A 20,171-nucleotide genomic window follows, 5' to 3' on the forward strand; every position below is an offset into this window, starting at 1 on the left:
TAAAAGGTATAAACCTTCACAAAGCATTTTTTGATACGTGCTATTTTAGCAGATTTTATGCTACACTAAGGGCAATGAATTTAGAAATGAGGACTACTGATGATTTTATTACAAGCAAATCAAGTTGCCCGGCATTTTGGCTCGGAAACATTGTTTGAAAATATACATTTAGAAATTGCAACAAAAAGTCGGATTGCCTTAGTTGGTCGTAATGGTGCTGGAAAATCGACTTTTTTAAAAATCATTGCAGGCATTGATGCTCCCGATAGCGGAACCATTGCCAAAAATAAAACTGCTACGTTAGGTTATTTAGCTCAAAATACCGGCTTAGAATCAGATAAAACCGTTTGGGAAGAAATGACAAAAGCCTTTGCTGACATCCTAGAAATGGAACAGCGTATGCGAGAATTAGAAACCAAAATTAGTGAAATGGAGCCAACCACCTCCGTTTATGAAGGAATTTTAAAAGAGTACGATCAATTGCAACATACGTTTTCTGAAAAAAATGGCTACGGCTATGAAAATGAAATTCGTTCAGTCCTTCACGGCTTTGGCTTTGATGAATCCTTTTACACGAAAGATATTCAAACCTTATCTGGTGGTCAAAAAACCCGGCTTGCATTAGCGAGAATGCTTTTACAAAAACCAGACATTTTAATTCTGGACGAGCCTACAAACCACTTAGATATCGAGACGCTTTCTTGGCTGGAATCTTATTTGCCAAGTTATCCCGGCGCCCTATTAATTGTTTCCCACGATCGTTATTTTTTAGATAAGGTAGTTAATGAAGTTTATGAACTGAGCCGCAAAAAAATGACTCACTACAAAGGAAACTATTCCAAATACTTAGAGTTAAAAGCAGAACAATTAGCCAGTGAATGGAAAGCGTATGAAAAGCAACAAGAAGAAATCAATAAGTTAGAAGATTTCGTTGCCAAAAATCTGGTTCGTGCATCTACAACGAAACGTGCACAAAGTCGCCGAAAAGTATTAGAAAAAATGGACCGTTTAGACCGACCTCAAGGAGATGAAAAATCGGCGCATTTTCTTTTCGATAGTGAAAAAGTCTCGGGAAATGTTGTTTTACAAGTCGAAGATGCCGCCATTGGTTACGACCAAGAACATATTTTATCCGAACCTATTCACTTGGATATTCGTCGCAAAGAAGCCATTGCCTTAGTCGGACCGAACGGAATTGGTAAATCCACTCTCTTGAAATCAATTATTGATCGCATTCCTTTCATTAAAGGAAGTAAAACTTTTGGCACCAATGTTTCTGTAGGTTACTATGACCAAGAGCAAGCCAATTTACATGGCAATAAAACGGTCTTAGCGGAATTATGGGATGAACACCCAACCACACCTGAAAAAGAGATTCGAAGTATTTTAGGCGGCTTTCTCTTCAGTGGAGATGATGTTGAAAAAACGATTCCTTTATTAAGTGGTGGCGAAAAAGCCCGTGTGGCATTAGCAAAATTAGCGATGGATCGTGACAATTTCTTGATTCTCGATGAGCCAACCAACCACTTGGATATCGATAATAAAGAAGTTTTAGAAAATGCGCTGATTGATTATGAAGGAACCATCCTCTTCGTTTCTCATGACCGTTACTTTATCAATCGAATTGCAACAAAAGTTGTTGAGCTTTCTGAAAAGGGCAGCAAACTTTATTTAGGCGACTATGACTATTATTTAGAAAAGAAACAAGAGGAAGAAGAAATCGCTGCCCTCTTAGCTAATGAAGAAGCGGCGAAAAAACCCAAACCAGTTACAGCCAAAAATACCTTTTATCAAAATAAGGAGCAACAAAAATTACTCCGTACTTTGCAGAGAAAAATAACACAAGTCGAAGAAAATCTTGCTCAGTTAGATACGACAATTGCACAATTGGAAGCACAAATGAGTCAACCAGACATTCTAGAAAATCATGTTGAATTGCTGGCTTTAAACCAACAATTAGATGACGCTCGTCAGCAACAAGATGAACTACTTGAGCAATGGGAAAATTTCAGTTTAGAATTAGAAGAAATGGAAAATAACAATTAACGGAGGGATTCACTATGGCTTCCAAAAAAATCAGTTTAACGAAGCCCAAATATCAACAAATCGCCGTTGATGTTGCGGAAAAAATTGCAGAAGGCAAATTACATGTTGGAGATAAAATCCATGCCCGTTCCACCCTAGCTAACCAATACCAAGTGTCGCCAGAAACAGCCCGCAAAGCCATTATCGTTTTAGTCGATTTAGAAATCGTTAAAGCCAAACACGGCAGCGGCTTCTATGTGGCATCAAAAGAAAAAGCGCAGGACTTTGTGACACAATATCAAGACGTTCAAACGATTGCTGAAATTAAAGAAGAATTGCTAGATAGCGTAGCGAAACAAAAAGAAGAACTTACTCATTTTTCTAGCATTCTAGATACTCTTGTTGAACAAACAAAGCGTTTTGATTCTTTCAATCCAATGAATCCTTATTCATTAGTTTTAACAGAAGAAGCTGCTTATCTTGAGGCGACGATTAGCGAAATGAATTTTTGGCAAAACACTTCGGCAACGATTATCGCCATCAAACACAAAGAAGAACTTCTGGTCTCACCTGGTCCATATGCAAAGATTTCGTTGAACGACACACTTTATTTTGTTGGACATGACGAATCAACCTTACAACGAGTGCAGAATTTCTTTTATCCTTAAACAAAAAAGTGACTACTTATCTTGCGGTAAATAGTCACTTTTTTTATTTATTATTTCTATTTTTCATAAAAAACCACTATAAAACCTAGTTAAAATACTGTTTTTCTTCATTTTCAGAAAGATTTTCATCTAATTTGACAAAGTGACAACTTTATAGTAGTCTGATGTAGTCACTTTTTTTAATGAGGAGGAACAATGATTTGCCAAAAGTAAAAGTAAATCACCTTACCAAGATCTTTGGTAAGAAAACCAAACCGGCACTTGAAATGATTCGTGCCAACAAAAGCAAAACAGAAATTTTAGAAAAAACGGGTGCCACAGTCGGTGTTTATGATGTAAATTTCGAAGTTGAAGAAGGCGAAATTTTCGTTATTATGGGGTTATCAGGAAGTGGGAAATCAACATTAATTCGTTTATTAAATCGTTTGATTGAACCAACTTCAGGAAATATTTATATTGATGGACAAGATATTTCTTCTTTAGATAAAGAAGGATTACGTGAAGTACGTCGAAATAAAATGAGCATGGTTTTCCAAAACTTTGGTCTTTTCCCCCATCGAACTATCTTAGAAAATACGGAATATGGTTTAGAAATTCGTGGTGTTCCTAAAGAAGAACGCCAAGCAAAAGCTGAAAAAGCCTTAGAAAATTCTAGCTTAATTGCTTTTAAAGACCAATTACCAAGTCAATTATCTGGTGGGATGCAACAACGTGTCGGCCTTGCTCGTGCCTTGGCTAACGATCCAGAAATTTTATTAATGGACGAAGCGTTCTCTGCTCTTGATCCGTTAATTCGTCGTGAAATGCAAGACGAACTATTAGATTTACAAGAAAATGTCAAAAAAACCATTATCTTTATCACACATGATTTGAATGAAGCTTTACGAATCGGCGACCGGATTGCTTTGATGAAAGATGGTCAAATTATGCAAATTGGGACTGGAGAAGAAATTTTAACCAACCCAGCCAACGAATATGTGCGAACCTTCGTGGAAGATGTGGATCGTTCAAAAGTCTTAACTGCCCAAAATATTATGGTACCTGCTTTAACTACTAACATTGAAATTGATGGCCCAACTGTTGCTTTAAAACGGATGCGTCAAGAAGAAGTGAGTATGTTACTTGCCGTGGATAAAAAACGCCAACTAAAAGGCGTTGTACGCGCAGAAAAAGCTTTAGAAGCGCGTAAAAACGGGACTTCTCTTGTAGAATGTGTGGATCCAGAAATTCAAACAATCGACAAAGATATGTTAGTGAATGATATTTTTCCACTGATTTATGATGCACAAACACCTCTTGCCGTGACTGATAACGGCAAACTATTAGGCGTGGTCATCCGTGGTAGCGTACTTGAAGCACTTGCAGAAACAGAGGTGAACGAACATGAATAAGTATCAATTACCTGTCGCGTCTTGGGTTGAAAGTTTTACTGATTGGTTAACTTCAACATTTGCTGGATTATTCAGCTTTTTACAAACAATTGGTCAAAGTGTAATGGACAACATTACTGCCTTACTAACAGCCGTACCACCACTTGTGCTGATCGTGCTATTAACGATTGCTGCTTTCTTTATTTCTAATAAAAAAATCGGCTTAAGTTTATTCACGTTTATCGGCTTAATGTTTATCTATAATCAAAACTTATGGAACGATTTAATGAGTACCGTTACGTTAGTTTTACTTTCTAGTGTTATTTCCATTATCATTGGTGTGCCACTAGGGATTTTAATGGCGAAAAGCGAAAAAGCCAAGAGTATTATTACACCGATTTTGGACTTCATGCAAACAATGCCTGGTTTCGTTTACTTGATTCCAGCCGTTGCATTCTTCGGAATTGGTATGGTTCCTGGGGTCTTCGCCTCTGTTATCTTCGCTTTACCACCAACCGTGCGCTTTACGAATTTAGGAATTCGACAAGTACCAAATGAACTTGTTGAAGCAGCTGATTCTTACGGTAGTACTGGCTGGCAAAAATTATTCAAATTAGAATTACCTTTAGCCAAAAACACGATTATGGCTGGTGTTAATCAAACAACCATGCTAGCCCTATCAATGGTAGTTATTGCTTCAATGATTGGTGCGCCTGGATTAGGACGTGGCGTCCTTTCTGCTTTACAACGTGCGCAAGTCGGGAACGGTTTCGTAAATGGTGTGGCTTTAGTTATTTTAGCGATTATCATTGACCGTTTTACTCAACATTTAAATAATAAAAAAGCAGCCCCTAAAGCAGCTGGTGCCACCTCTAAAAAGAAAAAATATGGGATTATTGCAGCGGTTGTTGTAATTGTCGCTGGCTTAGTCGGTGCTTCAATTTTTACAACAACAAATGATAAGCAAATTTCCCTTTCTTATGTGGAATGGGATACCGAAGTAGCCTCCACACATGTGGTTGCCGAAGTCTTAAAAGATATGGGGTATGATGTTAAAACGACTCCTTTAGATAACGCAATCATGTGGGAATCTGTAGCTAAAGGTGAAACAGATGCCATGGTTGGTGCGTGGCTGCCAGGAACTCACGCAGAGCAATATAAACAATATAAAGATAAATTAGACGACCTTGGTGAAAACCTTAAAGGCGCGAAGCTAGGAATTGTCGTCCCTTCTTATATGGATGTTGATTCTATCGAAGATTTATCTGATCAAGCTGGGAAAAAGATTACTGGAATTGAACCTGGGGCTGGTGTTGTTGCAGCAGCAGAGAAAACTAAAGAAGCTTATCCTAATTTGAAAGATTGGTCTGTTGAAACTTCTTCATCAGGTGCCATGACTGTCGCCTTAGGACAAGCAATTAAAAACAACGAAGACATCGTTATTACTGGCTGGTCTCCTCACTGGATGTTTGCAAAATATGATTTAAAATATTTAGCTGATCCAAAAGGCACTATGGGCGGCGAAGAAGCGATTCACACAATGGCTCGCCAAGGCCTAAAAGAAGATCAACCAGAAGCTTACAAAGTGTTAGATAATTTCCATTGGACCACTAAGGATATGGAATCTGTCATGTTAGAAATTAACGAAGGCAAAGACCCACAAGAAGCTGCACGCGATTGGGTTGATTCACATAAAGACCAAGTAGCAGAATGGAAAAAATAATTCTTAACAAATGACTTCCCCATCTATTTAAAAGAGGGCGTTGAACAAATTGTTCAACGCCCTCTTTTTTCGCCAAAAAAACCACTCAGTTGGGTAGACTGAGTGGAAAGGAGTTATTTTTACTTGAGGAGTAAAAATGAAAAGTGTTTATGTTGGGTGTTTTGTTGGTATGCTTATATATTAACGAGAACCTGTGAATAATTTGTGACGAAAACCTTGGAAATTTGCTACGAATTACTTAAAAAAGTTTAAATGTGTCTCACCCTAGTTAATCAATACAGCGATTATTTCTTTTTAGCATTTTGGATGGCTTTAAATAATGTTGAAAATTGTCCTTTGAAAGACATCACATCATCAAAGATATCAACACCATCGTTTAACATTTTGACGGTAACCCAGCCAAGCGCTTCCGTAATTGCTACCGCAACTGAAGCATTGACCATGCCACCAGTCACAGTTCCGACAACAGGAATCACTTTTAGAATATTCCCGACTGCACTCTTACCTAAACTAACCACTACTAATTCTTTGGTTAAGCTTTTCCCTAAGCTTTCAGACCAAGACTGACCAAAAATTTTATGCAGCCGTGACATCATAGTTAATTGAACAGGTACCAGTAAAAAAGCATCCGAAAATGGAATTGGCGAAAACCCAATAATTGCTGCTGACAATGCAGCAAAATGAATCGTTTGATGACTTTTCTTTTTCACGTCAGGTGAAACACCAGCCAAAAATTCATCAAATACTTTGTCGAGTTGTGTTTGACTATTCGTCACTAATTGTTCTGCTTTACCTTTAGAAGTTGCGAAAGCATTCATTATGGCTGTAGACGTTTTTTGTGGAAATTTTTTCAAGACATCTTGAAAAAAAGAACGAAATTCTGGGTCTTCGATTTCTTCATTCAATTGCTTAGTTTCTTGTTCTGCTAATTCTTGTTTTTCAATCTCTTCAAAAAGTTCTTGTTTCTTTTTGTTTTTATGTTTTTTTCTTCTCATCTCATTAACTCCCTTATCTATCAATATGTAGAAACAAAGTATAGCATAGCCCCTGATTGATTCTCTTTTAGATGATTTGAAAAGCCAGAACTTATCTGTTTTTCAAACAAATAGAAATGTTCTAGCTTTTCTCAAAAAATCAGCTATTTTGTTTGTTCTTCACCGCAATACACCGTCAAGTGTTTAGGCAAAATTTCCAGCGTAATTGGCAAAGCAGCTCCTTCATCACCATCCACATTAGTGGTTAATTCTTCTTGGTTTTCTAAGGAGATTGTTCCTTCTTTAAAGGTTAGGTAAACTAAATTATCAGTGGACTGGTCGACTCCTTTTAACAAATCTGGGACTGCTTTTACTGCATCCCACAATGATTGATCTTTTAAATAAACTAAATGAAGTTTGCCATCATCCACTTGGGCCTCTGGTAATAATGTTTCAAACCCACCGATTGAATTCGTTAAGCCAACTAAAACGGTACTACTTTCAATGGTTTGTTCTTTTTGATCCAAGCTTAAATGAAAAGGATACGTTTGAGCATTCGCTAAATGTTTGGCACCTGAAATAAAATAAGCGAGTTTTCCTAACTTCGTTTTTTGTTCAACGTCCACGTCGTTAATTGACTCTGGAATCGTCCCAATCGCAACGACATTCATAAAGTAGTCGTCATTGATTTTCCCCACATCTAAAGCACTGGTTTTTTCTAAATCTAATTGTTGAATCGCTTCTTCAGGGTCCATCGGTAAATTCAAGGCTCGCGCTAAATCGTTCACCGTTCCTAAAGGAAAAAAGCCAAATTTTGGGCGGTAATCTTGTTCTGCCAACCCGCTAATTCCTTCATTAACGGTTCCATCTCCCCCCATTACGAAAACACTGTCGAAGTGACTTTCCGCAGCTTCACGGGCAAATTGTTCTGCATCGCCGCCTTTTTCTGTTTGTTTCACTACAACTTCATCAAATAACTGCTTTAATTTTTCTTCTGCTAACGTTTCAAATTCTTTGGCTTTTTCACCACCAGAACTGGGGTTAACAATTAAAACTGCTTTTTTCACTGGCACCACTCCTCATTGATATCTAAATCGTTTGATTCCTTACAATTATTATAAAAGATATTTTTGATTCTGGCGAAAAATATGCTGACACTTGCTTAACAAACAAGCATTCCTGCTCCTCACTACTTTTCAAAACGTTCTTTAAAGCAATAGGCAAAATAATAGAACAATTTCCAAAAATCTTGCCAAACTTTTGGATCCATCCCCGTCAATTCATGAATTCGTTTCAAACGGTAATTCAATGTATTTCGATGGATATGTAATACTTGTGAGGTTTCATTGATGTTTAAGTTATGATTGGCGAAAAAAATAACGGTTTCATAGTATTCATCATAAATCGTCTGGATGGTTTCAAAAAAATCCAATTCAATATGAAAAGGAAAATTAAAAATTCCTTGAATGAAAAAATCTTCTGCTTGGTAAAACTTAGCCTTTTCTAATTGGAGAAACGATAGAAGTAAATACGTGTTTTGTGCCTCTTGGACCATTTGTTGAATCGTGGCTTTTTCCGAACTTATCACAAGGTATTCTGTTACTGGCTTTGTTATCTGAGGTGGTTCAGAAGTAATCACCAGATAACAATTTTCCCATTCAAATATTTCATGGCCAGGATAATAACTGGATAATAAGCGCTTGTCCTTGGTCAGTACACAATGATTCTGGTCATCTAATTGAAGGTTATATAGTTCCAACGCTTCAAGTTTTAAGGCTTCTGAGTAAGCAGAATCAACATGCATTAAGTGCTGGATAAACTGATTTTTTTGTTTCTTCTTTTTTTCGCGTTCTTGTTGTGTATTTAATTCTTCTGTCAGTAAAAGAACAATCGAGCGCACAAGTTTGGTAAATTTGCGCACCTCGTCTGGTTCTCCTGAAATGCCTACGACACCTAAAATGTGATCATTCAAAATAATCGGTTCATTGGTGCCTTTTTTCTCTAAAGAAGTATCTTTATAAATTTCAATATTTTTTCGTTCATTGATGGCTCTTTCTGCACCACGATGGCGCTCCCCAATTCGAGCAGAATCTCCACTCGCAATAATTTTTCCTCGTTCATCCATAATATTGATGTTATAAGGAATATCTGCCATCAACTTTTCAACAATTTTATTTGCTTGGATTTTGTCTAATTTTAACATTGCTATCGCCAACTTTCTAAAAAGCGAGTAGCGTTTGGGACATAAGCCGCAATGACTTATGTCCCAAACGCTTAATTCTTCAGATCAACGACTGAACATTTTTATTTCAGCTTTCATTACTGATGATACCATGGTTAGTTCTTAGTCACAAGGCACCAGCTGTAATGTACGAGCAATATTTTCAACGGTTCTTTCTAAGTTAACTGGCCCATTTTTCAATGCTGCTTCCAATGGTTCGGCTTTGGCCAAAATTCCAAAAATAGCCGTCATCCCTTCTTCATAGAGGACATCCACATCTTTGCCGATATAGCCAGCACAAGCGAAAACCGGTTTTTGATACTTCTTGGCCAAACGTGAGACGCCATAAGGGGCTTTGCCGAATTTTGTTTGAAAATCCATCCCGCCTTCACCAGTAAAGACATAATCAGCAGCTTTTATTTTTTCTTCTAATTGATTCACTTCTACGACAATATCAATCCCTGGGCGTAACTGAGCTTTTGTGAATGCTAGTAACCCTGCACCCAAACCACCAGCAGCTCCTGCGCCTGGCATCATCTCAACATCAATGCCGACCTCTTTTTTGATGATTGCTGCATAATGGGCTAAGTTTTTATCTAATTGAGCCACCATTTCTTCTGTCGCACCTTTTTGCGGACCAAAGACATGAGACGCCCCTGTTGGCCCTGTTAGTGGGTTATTCACATCACTAGCTACTAGAACTTCGGTAGCAAAAATACGTTGATCAAACTGTGTTAAATCGATCTGCGCCAGTTTATCTAATGCACCACCGCCACGTGTCAATTCTTGCCCTTCCTTGTCTAACAAACGCGCACCAAGTGCCTGAATCATACCTGCACCCCCATCATTTGTCACGCTACCACCAATGCCGATAATGATTTTTTTTGCCCCATGATTGAGCGCATGTTGAATCATCTCTCCTGTACCATAAGTAGAAGTGATCAAGGGATTACGTTCTGCTGCTTTAACCAATTCAATTCCGTTGGCTTTCGCCATTTCAATGACCACCGTTTCTTGGTCACCTAATAAGCCGTAATAGGTTTCAACGATTTGATCAGGAAGCGGTCCTGCCACGCGCACTGGTACTCTTGTACCTCCTGTTGCATCCACTAAGGAATCCACCGTTCCTTCCCCGCCGTCTGCCATCGGGACATGTTGAATGTCTGCATCTTTAAATACAGCTAAAATCCCTTTTTCCATTGCCAGACAGGCTTCTTTTGCACTCATACTTTCTTTAAATGAGTCTGGAGCCAAAACAAATTTTTTCGTCATCTTTTCGCGCCTACTTTCCAACTAGTTTAAAATAAAGCCATATAAAATGGTTGCAACAATCGTCATTACCCCACCGACACACATTTCATAAGGAATCACTCGAATTCTTTCTTTAATCGTCATATTCATACTTTGTGCCGTAATATGGAAATAATTGCCTTGAGGAACACTATCAATCACAGTTGCACCAGTATGCACCATGACTGCTGCTGAAAGTGAAGATGTGCCCATATCTAAAATCGCTGGTCCAAAAGAACCTGTCGCTAAAATAACCGCTGTGGATGTTGAACCAACTGCTAAGCCCATTAAAATACCAGAAATCGGTGCCAAGAAGGTTCCAGAAATTCCCATAACAGAAATTAAGTGGACAATTTGTGTTGATAAATCAGAAACAGAAATTAATCCAGCAATTGCACCTGCACCAATTAAAATTAAAACGGTATCGGTTACTCTCTTCAAGCCAGAAGATGCATAAAAGGCCAGTTGTTTTGTTTGCCCAATCGCAATTGTCCCAACAACTGAGGCGAACGGCAAAATATACAGAGCATCAATATTCAAACTTTTGATGAAAGAAATATTTAAAACGGCGCCAATCGGATTAAGTAATAATAAGACAATCGCTAACACTGGCGCGATCAACGCCTTTTTCAAAGGTAATAATTCTTTTGTTTGTTCCTCTACAAGATCCGTTTCTTTGACCATTGATCCTTTGCTTCTCATGATATTTGCAAGAACAACAGCTGTAATTAAGCCAAATACGGCTGGAATAAAGCCAGCAATCATAACGTCACTTAGAGGTAAATCAAAGCCGTTCGCCGCTGCAATAGTATTTGGATTAGGCGAAATAATATTGCCCGCTTTGCCGCCACCTGATAAGGCAATCAATAATGATAACTTACTGATACCCGTACTTTTCCCAACAGATAGAGCAATCGGGGCAACAATCAACACTGCAACAGGAATGAATACGCCCACTGCTGTAATTACCATTGTGGATAATGCCAAAGATAAAATAGCTTTTTTCTCGCCAAGCTTTTGTACAATGGCGTTGGCAATTGATTCTGCCGCACCAGATTCCATCATCACACCCGCCAACATGCCGGCTGCTAAGACACGGATTGCGGTTCCCATAATACTTTGTGTTCCGTTTAATAGAACAGCGACTGTATCTGACAGGGAAGCGCCTCCAATAAGACAACCAACAATTGCACCAAAAAACAAGGAATACACAGGATTAAATTTTTTCAAAATTAATACTATCGCTACAACTAATCCTAAAATTGCAGCAACCCAAGATATTGTAATATCTGGCATTCAAAATCAGCTCCTTAAATTGTTTACGCTTTCATTTTATCAAAGTCCTTTCTTTTTAAAATTGTAAATTTAACAGGATTTATTGTTCAAATGCACAAAAAAACCGTTCTTAAAGAACAGTTTTTTGAAATCTTTTTCTATCTTTCTCAATAATGACCACCAATCCAACGAACAAAAGAACACTCACAATTAACAATACTGCCGTTTTATTATATCCATGAAATAGTGCTTCGCCTCCACATGCGTAAAGTATTGAGGAAGGAATTACACCAATGAATATAGCGGCTATTAAATTTTTTAATGGCAACTGCATAGTATCCGCAGCAAAATTAATCACAGAAGAAGGAATAATTGGAATCATGTAGCCCACCATAATCCCAATTTTTGGATGCTTCATCCGTCGAATGGACTGGACCCAATGATTGGTCTCCGTTTTTTTATCTAAAAATTTTATATGATGCATCAAAAAGATTGCAACTAAATTTCCCAAACTATTCCCTAAAACGTTAATGAGTGTGCCGCTGAAGGGACCAAAACTCAATCCTGCAATCACACCAATTACTGAGGTTGGAATCCCTGGTACTGCACACATGATTGCGGTCAAAAAAACTAACAACAGCGCTGCTGAAAAACCATGTGAACGAATTCGCTCTAATAATTGTGTCTTACTGGCTTTAGGATTCAAAAATAATTGAATATCTGTTTGATATTCTAGATACAAACGGTAACCCACCAGCAGGATTAAAATAAGCCCGCTACTGATTAGTAGTATTCGAATTGTTTTCCTCTTCATTTTCTTTGCTCCTTTTATGCTTTATACAAAGTGTAGCACAGGTTTCTTCGTGCCTCAATTAGAAGCTTGTATGAATAAAAGCCGCCCCTAAAAGTTAGACTAAAAATCTAGCTTTTAGGGGCGATTCGAAAGTTACGAAGGTATTTTTTTATTTCCGATACATCTTAAACTCCAAGAACAGATCGTTATAAATTCCTAAGTATTCTTGACCTAAGTCTTGGTAAACTTCTAAATTTTTGATGGTTTCATCATCTGGATAAAATTGTTTATCTTCAGCAACTTCTTTTGGTAATAGTTTTTTAGCTTCTTTATTTGGTGTGGAATAACCAATATATTCTGCGTTTTGTGCTGCATTTTCTGGTCGTAACATAAAGTTCATAAATGCATAGGCGCCGTCTTTATTTTTGGCTGTCTTAGGCATCACAATGTTATCAAACCAGAGATTAGAGCCTTCACTGGGAATCACATAATGTAGATGTTCATTGTTTTCTAGCATTTCAGCAGCTTCACCAGAGAAAGTTACAGCAACTGCACTTTCTTCATTAGCCATGTACATTTTGATTTCATCGGCAACAATTGCTTTGACATTGTTCGTTAATCGGTTTAACTTATCGGTAGCCTGACGTAATTGTTGGTCGTTTTTACTGTTTAACGAATAGCCTAAACTATTCAAAGATAATCCTAACACTTCGCGAGCGCCATCAATCAGCATGACATTATTTTTTAATTCCGGGCGCCATAAGTCATCCCAATGTTGGATCTGACGGCCGTCAATAAATTTATCATTATAAATAATCCCCAACGTACCCCAGAAGTATGGAACGGAAAACTTATTTTTGGGATCAAAGGATTGATCTAAAAAGCGTGCATCAATGTTTTCTAAGCCTTTTAATTTGCTGTGATCAAGTGGTAAAAGCATCTTCGCTTTCATCATTTTTTGAATCATATATTCAGAAGGAATGGCAATATCATAGGCTGTGCCACCTTGCTGAATTTTTGTATACATAGCTTCATTAGAATCAAAGGTTTCGTAATTGACTTTATAGCCTGTTTCTTTTTCAAATTTCTTAATCAAGGCTGGATCTATATAGTCCCCCCAATTGTAAATGGTCAAGGTATCTGCTCCTGCCATGCCACTTGCTTTCTCCAATTGGCGCACGCCAAAAAACAAGATGACAATAATAGCGATAATTCCAATAAAAAGTGACTGTAATTTTTTCATTTTAACTTGGCCACCTCACTTTGTTCCCGACGCATTTTCTTTAAACGTTTTGGCGTATTGTCTTTACTGATAAAGTAATAACCGACAACTAGAATCATTGAGAATAGGAATACTAACGCACTTAAGGCATTGATTTCTAAACTAATTCCCTGACGTGCTCGTGAATAAATTTCAACAGATAATGTTGAAAAACCATTGCCTGTCACAAAGAATGTTACGGCAAAATCGTCCAACGAATAAGTAAAGGCCATAAAGTAGCCAGCAATAATTCCTGGCGCTAAAAAAGGCAAAATAATATTTTTAATCACTTGAACATTATTGGCCCCTAAATCCCGTGCCGCATCTACCATAGAATCGTTCATCTCTTGTAGTTTTGGTAAAACCATTAAAACAACAATTGGAATACTAAAGGCAATATGCGACAATAATACACTTGTAAAACCTAAACTGATAAACCCTACTGCCGTGAAGAAAATTAAGAAACTGGCTCCAATAATAACATCTGGTGAAACGAGTAAAATGTTATTAAAGCTAAGCAACGTGTTCCGGTTTTTACGACGTTTTGTATAATAAATCCCCATCGCACCAAATGTTCCAATGATGGTTGCTATTAAAGCCGATAAGAAAGCTAGCAAAAACGTATTCAGAACAATGGTTAACAAACGTGTGTCTTCAAAAACGTTCCGATAATTATCTAACGTAAAACCAGTAAACTGATTCATCGTTTGCGTGTCGTTAAACGAATAAAAAATCAAATAAAAGATTGGTGCGTACAGTAGCGCAAAGACAACGAATAAATACACATAAGACCATTTAAACTTTTTCTTTTGCATTATTTGCCACGCCCTTTCTTCTTCTCACCCGTCAGCAACATCACAATAAACATGGCAACAATTAAAATCACACCAATTGTTGAACCCATGCCCCAGTTTTGCGTTACTAAGAAGTGTTCCTCAATCGCCGTTCCCAACGTAATCACCCGATTGCCGCCAATTAAACGCGTTAACATAAAGAGCGAGAGCGAAGGAATAAAGACAGCTTGAACGCCACTTTTCACACCGTTTAGGGAGAGAGGAAAAATGACACGGCGGAATGTTTCCGCACTGCTAGCTCCTAAGTCCCGACTAGCACTAATCAATGAAGGATTCATCTCTTCTAAGGCATTAAAAATCGGCATAATCATAAATGGAATTTCTATATACGTTGCGACAAATAAAAAACTAAAATCTGTAAACAGAATCTGGTGCGTGCCCAAACCCATAAAACTCATAAACTGATTGATACTCCCATGAATACTGAAAATCCCAATAAAGGCATAAGCTTTTAATAATAAATTCACCCACGTTGGTAAAATAACAAGCATTAACCACAACTGTTTGTGCTTGAGCTTTGTCAAAAAATAAGCCGTAGGATAACTTACCAATAACGTAAAAATGGTAATCAGAAAAGCATACCACACTGAATTAATGGTCATACTTAAATACGTTCCTGATGTAAAATACGTTTGGTAATTCGCCAAAGTAAACTGGCCATTCATATCGAAAAATGATTGATAAATAATCATTAGCACTGGCGCAATGACGAATAAAAGTAACCACATTACATAGGGAATCGAATAAATTCGACGCATTGTTTTCATTTTATTTTCCCCTTTCGTTTACTCGTCGTAACTTTCTAAACGGGCATCAAAGTCTTCTTCTGATTCATTGAAGCGCATCACGTGAATATCTTCTGGCTCAAAAGAGAGACCTACTTGAGCACCTTCTTTGGCTTTTCGAGTGGAATGCACCATCCATTCGTTTCCTTGTTCATCAAAACAAATAATTTCATAATGAACGCCGCGGAATAACTGCGTGTCCACCGTTACGGTTAGCTTGCCTTTTTCAAGCGTGGTAATCGTTAAGTCTTCTGGACGTAAAACGACTTCTACAGGTTCATTTTTCCGCATGCCGCCATCGACACATTCAAACTTTTTGCCCACAAATGAAACTAAATTATCTTCCAGCATCACGCCATCCACAATATTACTTTCCCCCACAAAGTCAGCAACAAAGTGATTAATCGGTTCATCATAAATATCGACTGGTGTGCCACTTTGCACGATATGACCTTTATTCATGACAAAAATTTCATCACTCATCGCTAATGCTTCTTCTTGATCATGGGTCACAAAAATAAAAGTAATCCCTAAACGTTGTTGTAAATCACGTAGTTCATATTGCATCGCTGTGCGTAATTTCAAATCTAAAGCGGATAACGGTTCATCTAAAAGCAATACTTTTGGCTCATTGACAATCGCTCGTGCAATTGCGACCCGCTGACGCTGGCCCCCAGACATTTCACTAATTTCACGTGTTTCGTAGCCCGGTAATTGAACCAAACGTAATGCCTCTTTCACTTTTTTTTCAATTTCTGCTTTGGATAGTTTTTTGATTTTTAAACCAAACGCAACATTATCAAAAACATTCATGTGAGGAAACAAAGCATAATCCTGAAACACGGTATTGACTTGGCGTTTATTGGCAGGTACATCATTTATTCTTTTACCATCAAAATAAACATCGCCAGAAGTCACGTCATTGAATCCCGCAATAATACGCAAAATCGTTGTTTTGCCACATCCTGAAGGTCCTAATAACGTATAAAATTTTCCTTCTTCAATTTCAAAGCTGACATTTTTTAATACTGGTTCATCGTCAAATTGTTTGACAACATTTTCAAATGAAATCACATGGTTTCTCACTGGATAAACTCCTCCATTTCGTCCTTTATAAATACGATTCTGTCGCCACAATTAACGCACGACTTTTTCCTCGACCATTGTTGCTAATTTGGTGAGGTTCTGTTGCTTGGTAATACATGGTTTGACCTTTTTTAGCAATATACGTGGCTTCCCCTAATGTCAAACAAATGGAGCCATCAATCACATAAATAAATGTTTCCGATAGAGAAGGTTCAAACGTTTTATATTCGCCATTTTTATCAAAAGTAATAATGACAGGTTCCATTTCTTTTTCATTTGAGGCTGGAATTAACCATTTTAGTTCATAGCCATGTTCTTCATCATAATAGAGGGTACTTTCTTCTTCATTGTAGACAATTTTCTGTTCAAGCGGTTGCTGACTAAAAAACTGCTCTGGCGTCACGCCTAGTACTTCTAAAATTGAGAAAAATGTTTCCATTGATGGTGAGCTTAAATCCCGCTCCAATTGGGAAATATAGCCTTTGGATAAATCCGTTCTTTCGCCTAATTCTTCTTGTGTTAAATTTTTCTGAATGCGTAAATTTCTCAACTTCTCACCAATTTCCATGGCACACCTCGTTTCTATTTTCAGCTAATCTTTTCAACAAAAGTTTTGTAATACTAAACTTACAGTTTAGTTTTACCTTTTTTAGTATACGAACTTTTTGAAAAATTTCAACCATTTTTCTTTATTTTTCTAGTCTAATTGTCACACAATCTTTCTTTTCTGTATAACTTACTGTTTATAAGAAGAAAAATGATACGAAAAAATCAGAATATGATAAAATAAGACGAGTTGCTTTTTTACATAATTGGAAGGAGAGTTTTTATATGAATTCATTTCAAGCATTTACGTTAAGAGAACAAGATACATCTGTTATTGGTCAACTAGAAACCATTACTTTAGACGATTTATCAGAAGGCACTGTAGTAATCAAAGCAGCCTACTCCTCAGTTAACTTTAAAGACTCTTTAGCTTCAAAAAAAGACGGCGGTGTGATTCGCAATTATCCAATGATTCCAGGAATTGATGTCAGTGGCACTGTTATCACATCGGAAGATCCTCGTTTCAAAGAAGGCGATAAAGTGATCGTAACAGGCTATCAATTAGGGGTTAGTCATACTGGTGGTTATTCTGAATATGTGCGTGTTCCTGGCGATTGGGTAGTTCCACTTCCTGAAAAAATGAGTCTCAAAGAAGCAATGATTTTCGGAACTGCTGGCTTTACGGCCGGATTATCTGTCACAGCTTTAGAAGACGATGGCTTACGCGACGACAAAGAAGCCCCCATTATTGTAACTGGTGCGACAGGCGGTGTTGCGACATTGTCTATTGCGATGTTGCATCAATTAGGCTACACTTCAATCACTGCATTAACTAGAAAGCCAGATTCTTTTGAGCTTTTAAAAGAGTTAGGTGTTAGTGAATGCTTATTAGTAGAAGATTTCTTAGCAACTCCTGTTAAAGCATTAATGAAACAGCGTTTTGCTTTTGCAATTGATACCACTGGTGGGGAAATTACTTCTGCTGTTTTACCACAACTTCGTTATGATGGCCGTTCAGCCATTTGTGGCCGCGCTGCTGGAATTACATTAGAGACAACCGTTTTACCCTTTATTTTACGGGGCGTTCATTTATTGGGCATTGATTCGGTTAATGTTGGTATGGACAAACGAAAAATAGTTTGGCAACGTCTTGCCACTGATTTAGACATCACTGAAAAAGCTGTGTATCAAGAGATTACTTTAGAAGAACTTCCCCCTGTTTTTGAAGCATTACAAGCAGGCCAACATATTGGACGGACCATTGTCCGAATTTCTTAAGGAGGCGTTTTGATTATGGATGTTTTAGTTACTGCTGGTGGAACGTCAGAACCGATTGATAATGTTCGTTCGATTACCAATCATTCTTCTGGCGGACTAGGAAAAGCAATTGCTGAAAGTTTTTTAGCTGCTGGACACACCGTAACCTACGTAACAACCAAACATGCATTACGTCCAACCCAACAATTGGACTTATCAATTAAAGAAATAGAAACAACAGTTGAATTAGCTACTACGTTAGAACAACTCTTTGCTGAAAAGCAATTTGATGCGATTGTTCACGCAATGGCAGTCAGTGATTTTACGACGGAAACCGCGCAAACGGAAGAACAATTTATTGATTCTTTTGCTCAACAATTAAGCGAACAAACATTGCCAAAGACCAAAGAAGCCTTGGTAACTATCGTTCAAAACACATTGAATCAGATTGCTGATATTCCTCAAACAGCAACAAAAATTTCATCTGATACGGACCGATTATTAATTTTTCTAAAGAAAAATCCTAAAGTCATCCAAATGATTCGTGACAAGCAACCCCAAACTGTTTTAGTGGGCTTTAAATTACTTGTCGACGTTTCACAAGAAGAACTTGTCCAGGTTGCACAAGCCGCTTTGGTTAAAAATCGGTGTGACTTTATCTTAGCCAATGACTTGATGAACGTTCATGAAACAGAACACGAAGGATTATTAATTAACGAAACGGGCATTGTCCAAGAAGCTTGTTCAAAACAAGGGATTGGTTCAATGATCGTTAAAAATGTTGAAAAGAAATGGAGAGAACAACAATGAAAACTATTTTATTAGGCGTCTCTGGCAGCATTTCTGCATATAAAGCAGCAGATATTACAAGTCAACTAACTAAGCTTGGCTACAATGTGGAAATTTTAATGACTAAAAGCAGCACAGCGTTCATCACTCCGCTGACGTTACAATCACTTTCTAAGAATCCAGTGCATACGGATGTCATGATGGAAATTGATCCCAGTAAAATTAATCACATTGAGTTAGCTAAAAAAGCGGATTTATTTTTAGTAGCACCTGCTTCGGCCAATACAATTGGGAAATTAGCCCATGGGATTGCCGACGACTTATTATCAACAGTTGCTTTGGCACTTTATCCTGAAACACCAAAAATTATTGCGCCCGCGATGAATACGTATATGTACCAAAACCCCATTGTCCAACGAAATATTGGCATTTTAAAAGAAGTCGGCTATCAAGAAATAATCCCACGTGAAGCTCTATTAGCTTGTGGCGATTATGGTCGTGGCGCACTTGCCACTGTTGAAGATATCCTTCAAACAGTGATGAAAATTTTAGCATCTGATAACAAGGAGTAATTTATGAATAACACGAAAAAATTTACGTTAACAGCAATGTTCTTAGCTATCTTACTTTTACTGGCTTTAACCCCGCTAGGATTTATCACATTAGGTCCTTTAAATTCGACCACGATGCATATTCCTGTAATTATTGGTTCCATTGTTTTAGGGCCAAAAATCGGTAGTATGTTGGGCGGCACGTTTGGGATCATTAGCTTAATTAAAAATACGACAGCACCAACACCTTTGTCGTTTGTTTTTTCTCCATTTATTCCCGTGATCGGTACCGATCACGGTAGTTGGAAGGCTCTTTTAATTGTGCTAATTCCGCGGATTTTAATTGGGGTCGTTCCTTATTTCGCTTACAAATGGCTAAATAAATTAACGAAGGAAAAAGCGCAACCTGTCTCCTTATTTGTGGCTGGTGTTTTAGGCTCAGCAACGAATACCATTTTAGTCATGAACATGATTTATTTTCTTTTTAATTCAGCTTATGCTGAAATTATTGGTAAAGCTGGAACTGCTGTTTACCTAGCTATTATTGCGACGATTTTCAGTTCTGGTGTGCCAGAAGCTCTTGTTGCTGGTGTAGCTGCTTCAGCAATTGCTAGCGTTTTGCTTCGCTTAATGAAACGGAATGAAACGCAAAAACTATAGAAAAAAACACAGGGACTAAAAATCAAGTTTGATTTTTAGTCCC

The 20,171-nt window shown here is 37.7% G+C and carries 19 protein-coding genes; 8 read left to right on the top strand and 11 right to left on the bottom strand.

Annotation, left to right across the window (positions count from 1 at the left end):
* Nucleotides 1-99 precede the first annotated feature (99 nt).
* The 4 genes from IGI63_RS06230 to IGI63_RS06245 all read left to right on the top strand — a co-directional run bounded on the left by IGI63_RS06230 (nt 100) and on the right by IGI63_RS06245 (nt 5,786).
* A complete protein-coding gene (locus IGI63_RS06230; RefSeq protein WP_002410270.1) occupies nt 100-2,046 on the top strand; it encodes an ABC-F family ATP-binding cassette domain-containing protein in 1,947 nt (648 codons plus the stop codon).
* Between the two features lie 14 nt (nt 2,047-2,060).
* Nucleotides 2,061-2,693: a GntR family transcriptional regulator gene (locus tag IGI63_RS06235; protein WP_002356525.1), complete on the top strand. Its 633-nt coding sequence runs from the start codon at nt 2,061-2,063 to the stop codon at nt 2,691-2,693.
* Nucleotides 2,694-2,893: 200 nt separating this feature from the next.
* The gene (locus IGI63_RS06240; RefSeq protein WP_002388977.1) at nt 2,894-4,084 is read left to right on the top strand and encodes a quaternary amine ABC transporter ATP-binding protein; all 1,191 of its coding nucleotides are present in this window, start codon (nt 2,894-2,896) and stop codon (nt 4,082-4,084) included.
* Entirely contained in the window at nt 4,077-5,786 is a 1,710-nt protein-coding gene (locus IGI63_RS06245) for an ABC transporter permease/substrate binding protein (protein WP_002356521.1), read from the top strand. The genes IGI63_RS06240 and IGI63_RS06245 overlap by 8 nt, the downstream gene beginning before the upstream one ends.
* A 284-nt stretch (nt 5,787-6,070) precedes the next feature.
* Here IGI63_RS06245 and IGI63_RS06250 read toward each other — a convergent pair whose 3' ends face one another.
* The 11 genes from IGI63_RS06250 to IGI63_RS06300 form a co-directional block, all read right to left on the bottom strand.
* Complete coding sequence (locus tag IGI63_RS06250; RefSeq protein WP_002384134.1) at nt 6,071-6,805, bottom strand: YcjF family protein; 735 nt, start codon at nt 6,803-6,805, stop codon at nt 6,071-6,073.
* A gap of 119 nt (nt 6,806-6,924) precedes the next feature.
* Entirely contained in the window at nt 6,925-7,827 is a 903-nt protein-coding gene (locus IGI63_RS06255) for a diacylglycerol/lipid kinase family protein (RefSeq protein ID WP_033625099.1), read from the bottom strand.
* A gap of 122 nt (nt 7,828-7,949) precedes the next feature.
* Entirely contained in the window at nt 7,950-8,963 is a 1,014-nt protein-coding gene (locus IGI63_RS06260; RefSeq protein WP_002356518.1) for a CdaR family transcriptional regulator, read from the bottom strand.
* A gap of 141 nt (nt 8,964-9,104) precedes the next feature.
* Entirely contained in the window at nt 9,105-10,253 is a 1,149-nt protein-coding gene (locus tag IGI63_RS06265; RefSeq protein ID WP_002356517.1) for a glycerate kinase, read from the bottom strand.
* A 21-nt stretch (nt 10,254-10,274) separates the two neighbouring features.
* Complete coding sequence (locus tag IGI63_RS06270) at nt 10,275-11,567, bottom strand: GntP family permease (RefSeq protein ID WP_002359581.1); 1,293 nt, start codon at nt 11,565-11,567, stop codon at nt 10,275-10,277.
* A 109-nt stretch (nt 11,568-11,676) separates the two neighbouring features.
* Nucleotides 11,677-12,360 carry a TVP38/TMEM64 family protein gene (locus IGI63_RS06275; RefSeq protein ID WP_002376564.1) on the bottom strand — a complete coding sequence of 228 codons (684 nt, stop codon included), beginning with the start codon at nt 12,358-12,360 and terminating at the stop codon, nt 11,677-11,679.
* Nucleotides 12,361-12,508: 148 nt separating this feature from the next.
* Nucleotides 12,509-13,582 (bottom strand): ABC transporter substrate-binding protein, encoded by a 1,074-nt coding sequence (locus tag IGI63_RS06280; RefSeq protein ID WP_429975525.1) that lies wholly within the window; start codon nt 13,580-13,582, stop codon nt 12,509-12,511.
* The gene (locus IGI63_RS06285; RefSeq protein ID WP_002356512.1) at nt 13,579-14,415 is read right to left on the bottom strand and encodes an ABC transporter permease; all 837 of its coding nucleotides are present in this window, start codon (nt 14,413-14,415) and stop codon (nt 13,579-13,581) included. Before IGI63_RS06285 ends, IGI63_RS06280 begins: the two co-directional genes overlap by 4 nt.
* Nucleotides 14,415-15,221 carry an ABC transporter permease gene (locus tag IGI63_RS06290; RefSeq protein WP_002356510.1) on the bottom strand — a complete coding sequence of 269 codons (807 nt, stop codon included), beginning with the start codon at nt 15,219-15,221 and terminating at the stop codon, nt 14,415-14,417. Before IGI63_RS06290 ends, IGI63_RS06285 begins: the two co-directional genes overlap by 1 nt.
* An 18-nt stretch (nt 15,222-15,239) precedes the next feature.
* On the bottom strand, nt 15,240-16,325 hold the full coding sequence (locus tag IGI63_RS06295) for an ABC transporter ATP-binding protein (protein WP_002356508.1): 1,086 nt from the start codon (nt 16,323-16,325) through the stop codon (nt 15,240-15,242).
* A gap of 25 nt (nt 16,326-16,350) precedes the next feature.
* Nucleotides 16,351-16,893, bottom strand: coding sequence for a helix-turn-helix domain-containing protein (locus IGI63_RS06300; protein ID WP_002359576.1), 543 nt, complete (start codon nt 16,891-16,893; stop codon nt 16,351-16,353).
* A gap of 263 nt (nt 16,894-17,156) precedes the next feature.
* On the opposite strand from IGI63_RS06300, the gene IGI63_RS06305 reads away from it, so the two are divergent.
* Genes IGI63_RS06305 through IGI63_RS06320 form a run of 4 tightly spaced genes read left to right on the top strand, consistent with a single transcriptional unit; the run spans nt 17,157 to nt 20,128 of the window.
* Nucleotides 17,157-18,149 carry a YhdH/YhfP family quinone oxidoreductase gene (locus tag IGI63_RS06305; RefSeq protein ID WP_429975526.1) on the top strand — a complete coding sequence of 331 codons (993 nt, stop codon included), beginning with the start codon at nt 17,157-17,159 and terminating at the stop codon, nt 18,147-18,149.
* Between the two features lie 15 nt (nt 18,150-18,164).
* A complete protein-coding gene (coaB, locus tag IGI63_RS06310; RefSeq protein ID WP_002370507.1) occupies nt 18,165-18,938 on the top strand; it encodes a phosphopantothenate--cysteine ligase in 774 nt (257 codons plus the stop codon).
* Nucleotides 18,935-19,489: a phosphopantothenoylcysteine decarboxylase gene (gene coaC, locus IGI63_RS06315; RefSeq protein ID WP_002365039.1), complete on the top strand. Its 555-nt coding sequence runs from the start codon at nt 18,935-18,937 to the stop codon at nt 19,487-19,489. Before coaB ends, coaC begins: the two co-directional genes overlap by 4 nt.
* A 3-nt stretch (nt 19,490-19,492) precedes the next feature.
* Nucleotides 19,493-20,128 carry an ECF transporter S component gene (locus IGI63_RS06320; RefSeq protein WP_429975527.1) on the top strand — a complete coding sequence of 212 codons (636 nt, stop codon included), beginning with the start codon at nt 19,493-19,495 and terminating at the stop codon, nt 20,126-20,128.
* Nucleotides 20,129-20,171: the final 43 nt, after the last annotated feature.

The sequence above is a fragment of the Enterococcus sp. DIV0086 genome (genome assembly GCF_050498705.1).
In the GTDB taxonomy this organism is placed as follows: domain Bacteria; phylum Bacillota; class Bacilli; order Lactobacillales; family Enterococcaceae; genus Enterococcus; species Enterococcus faecalis.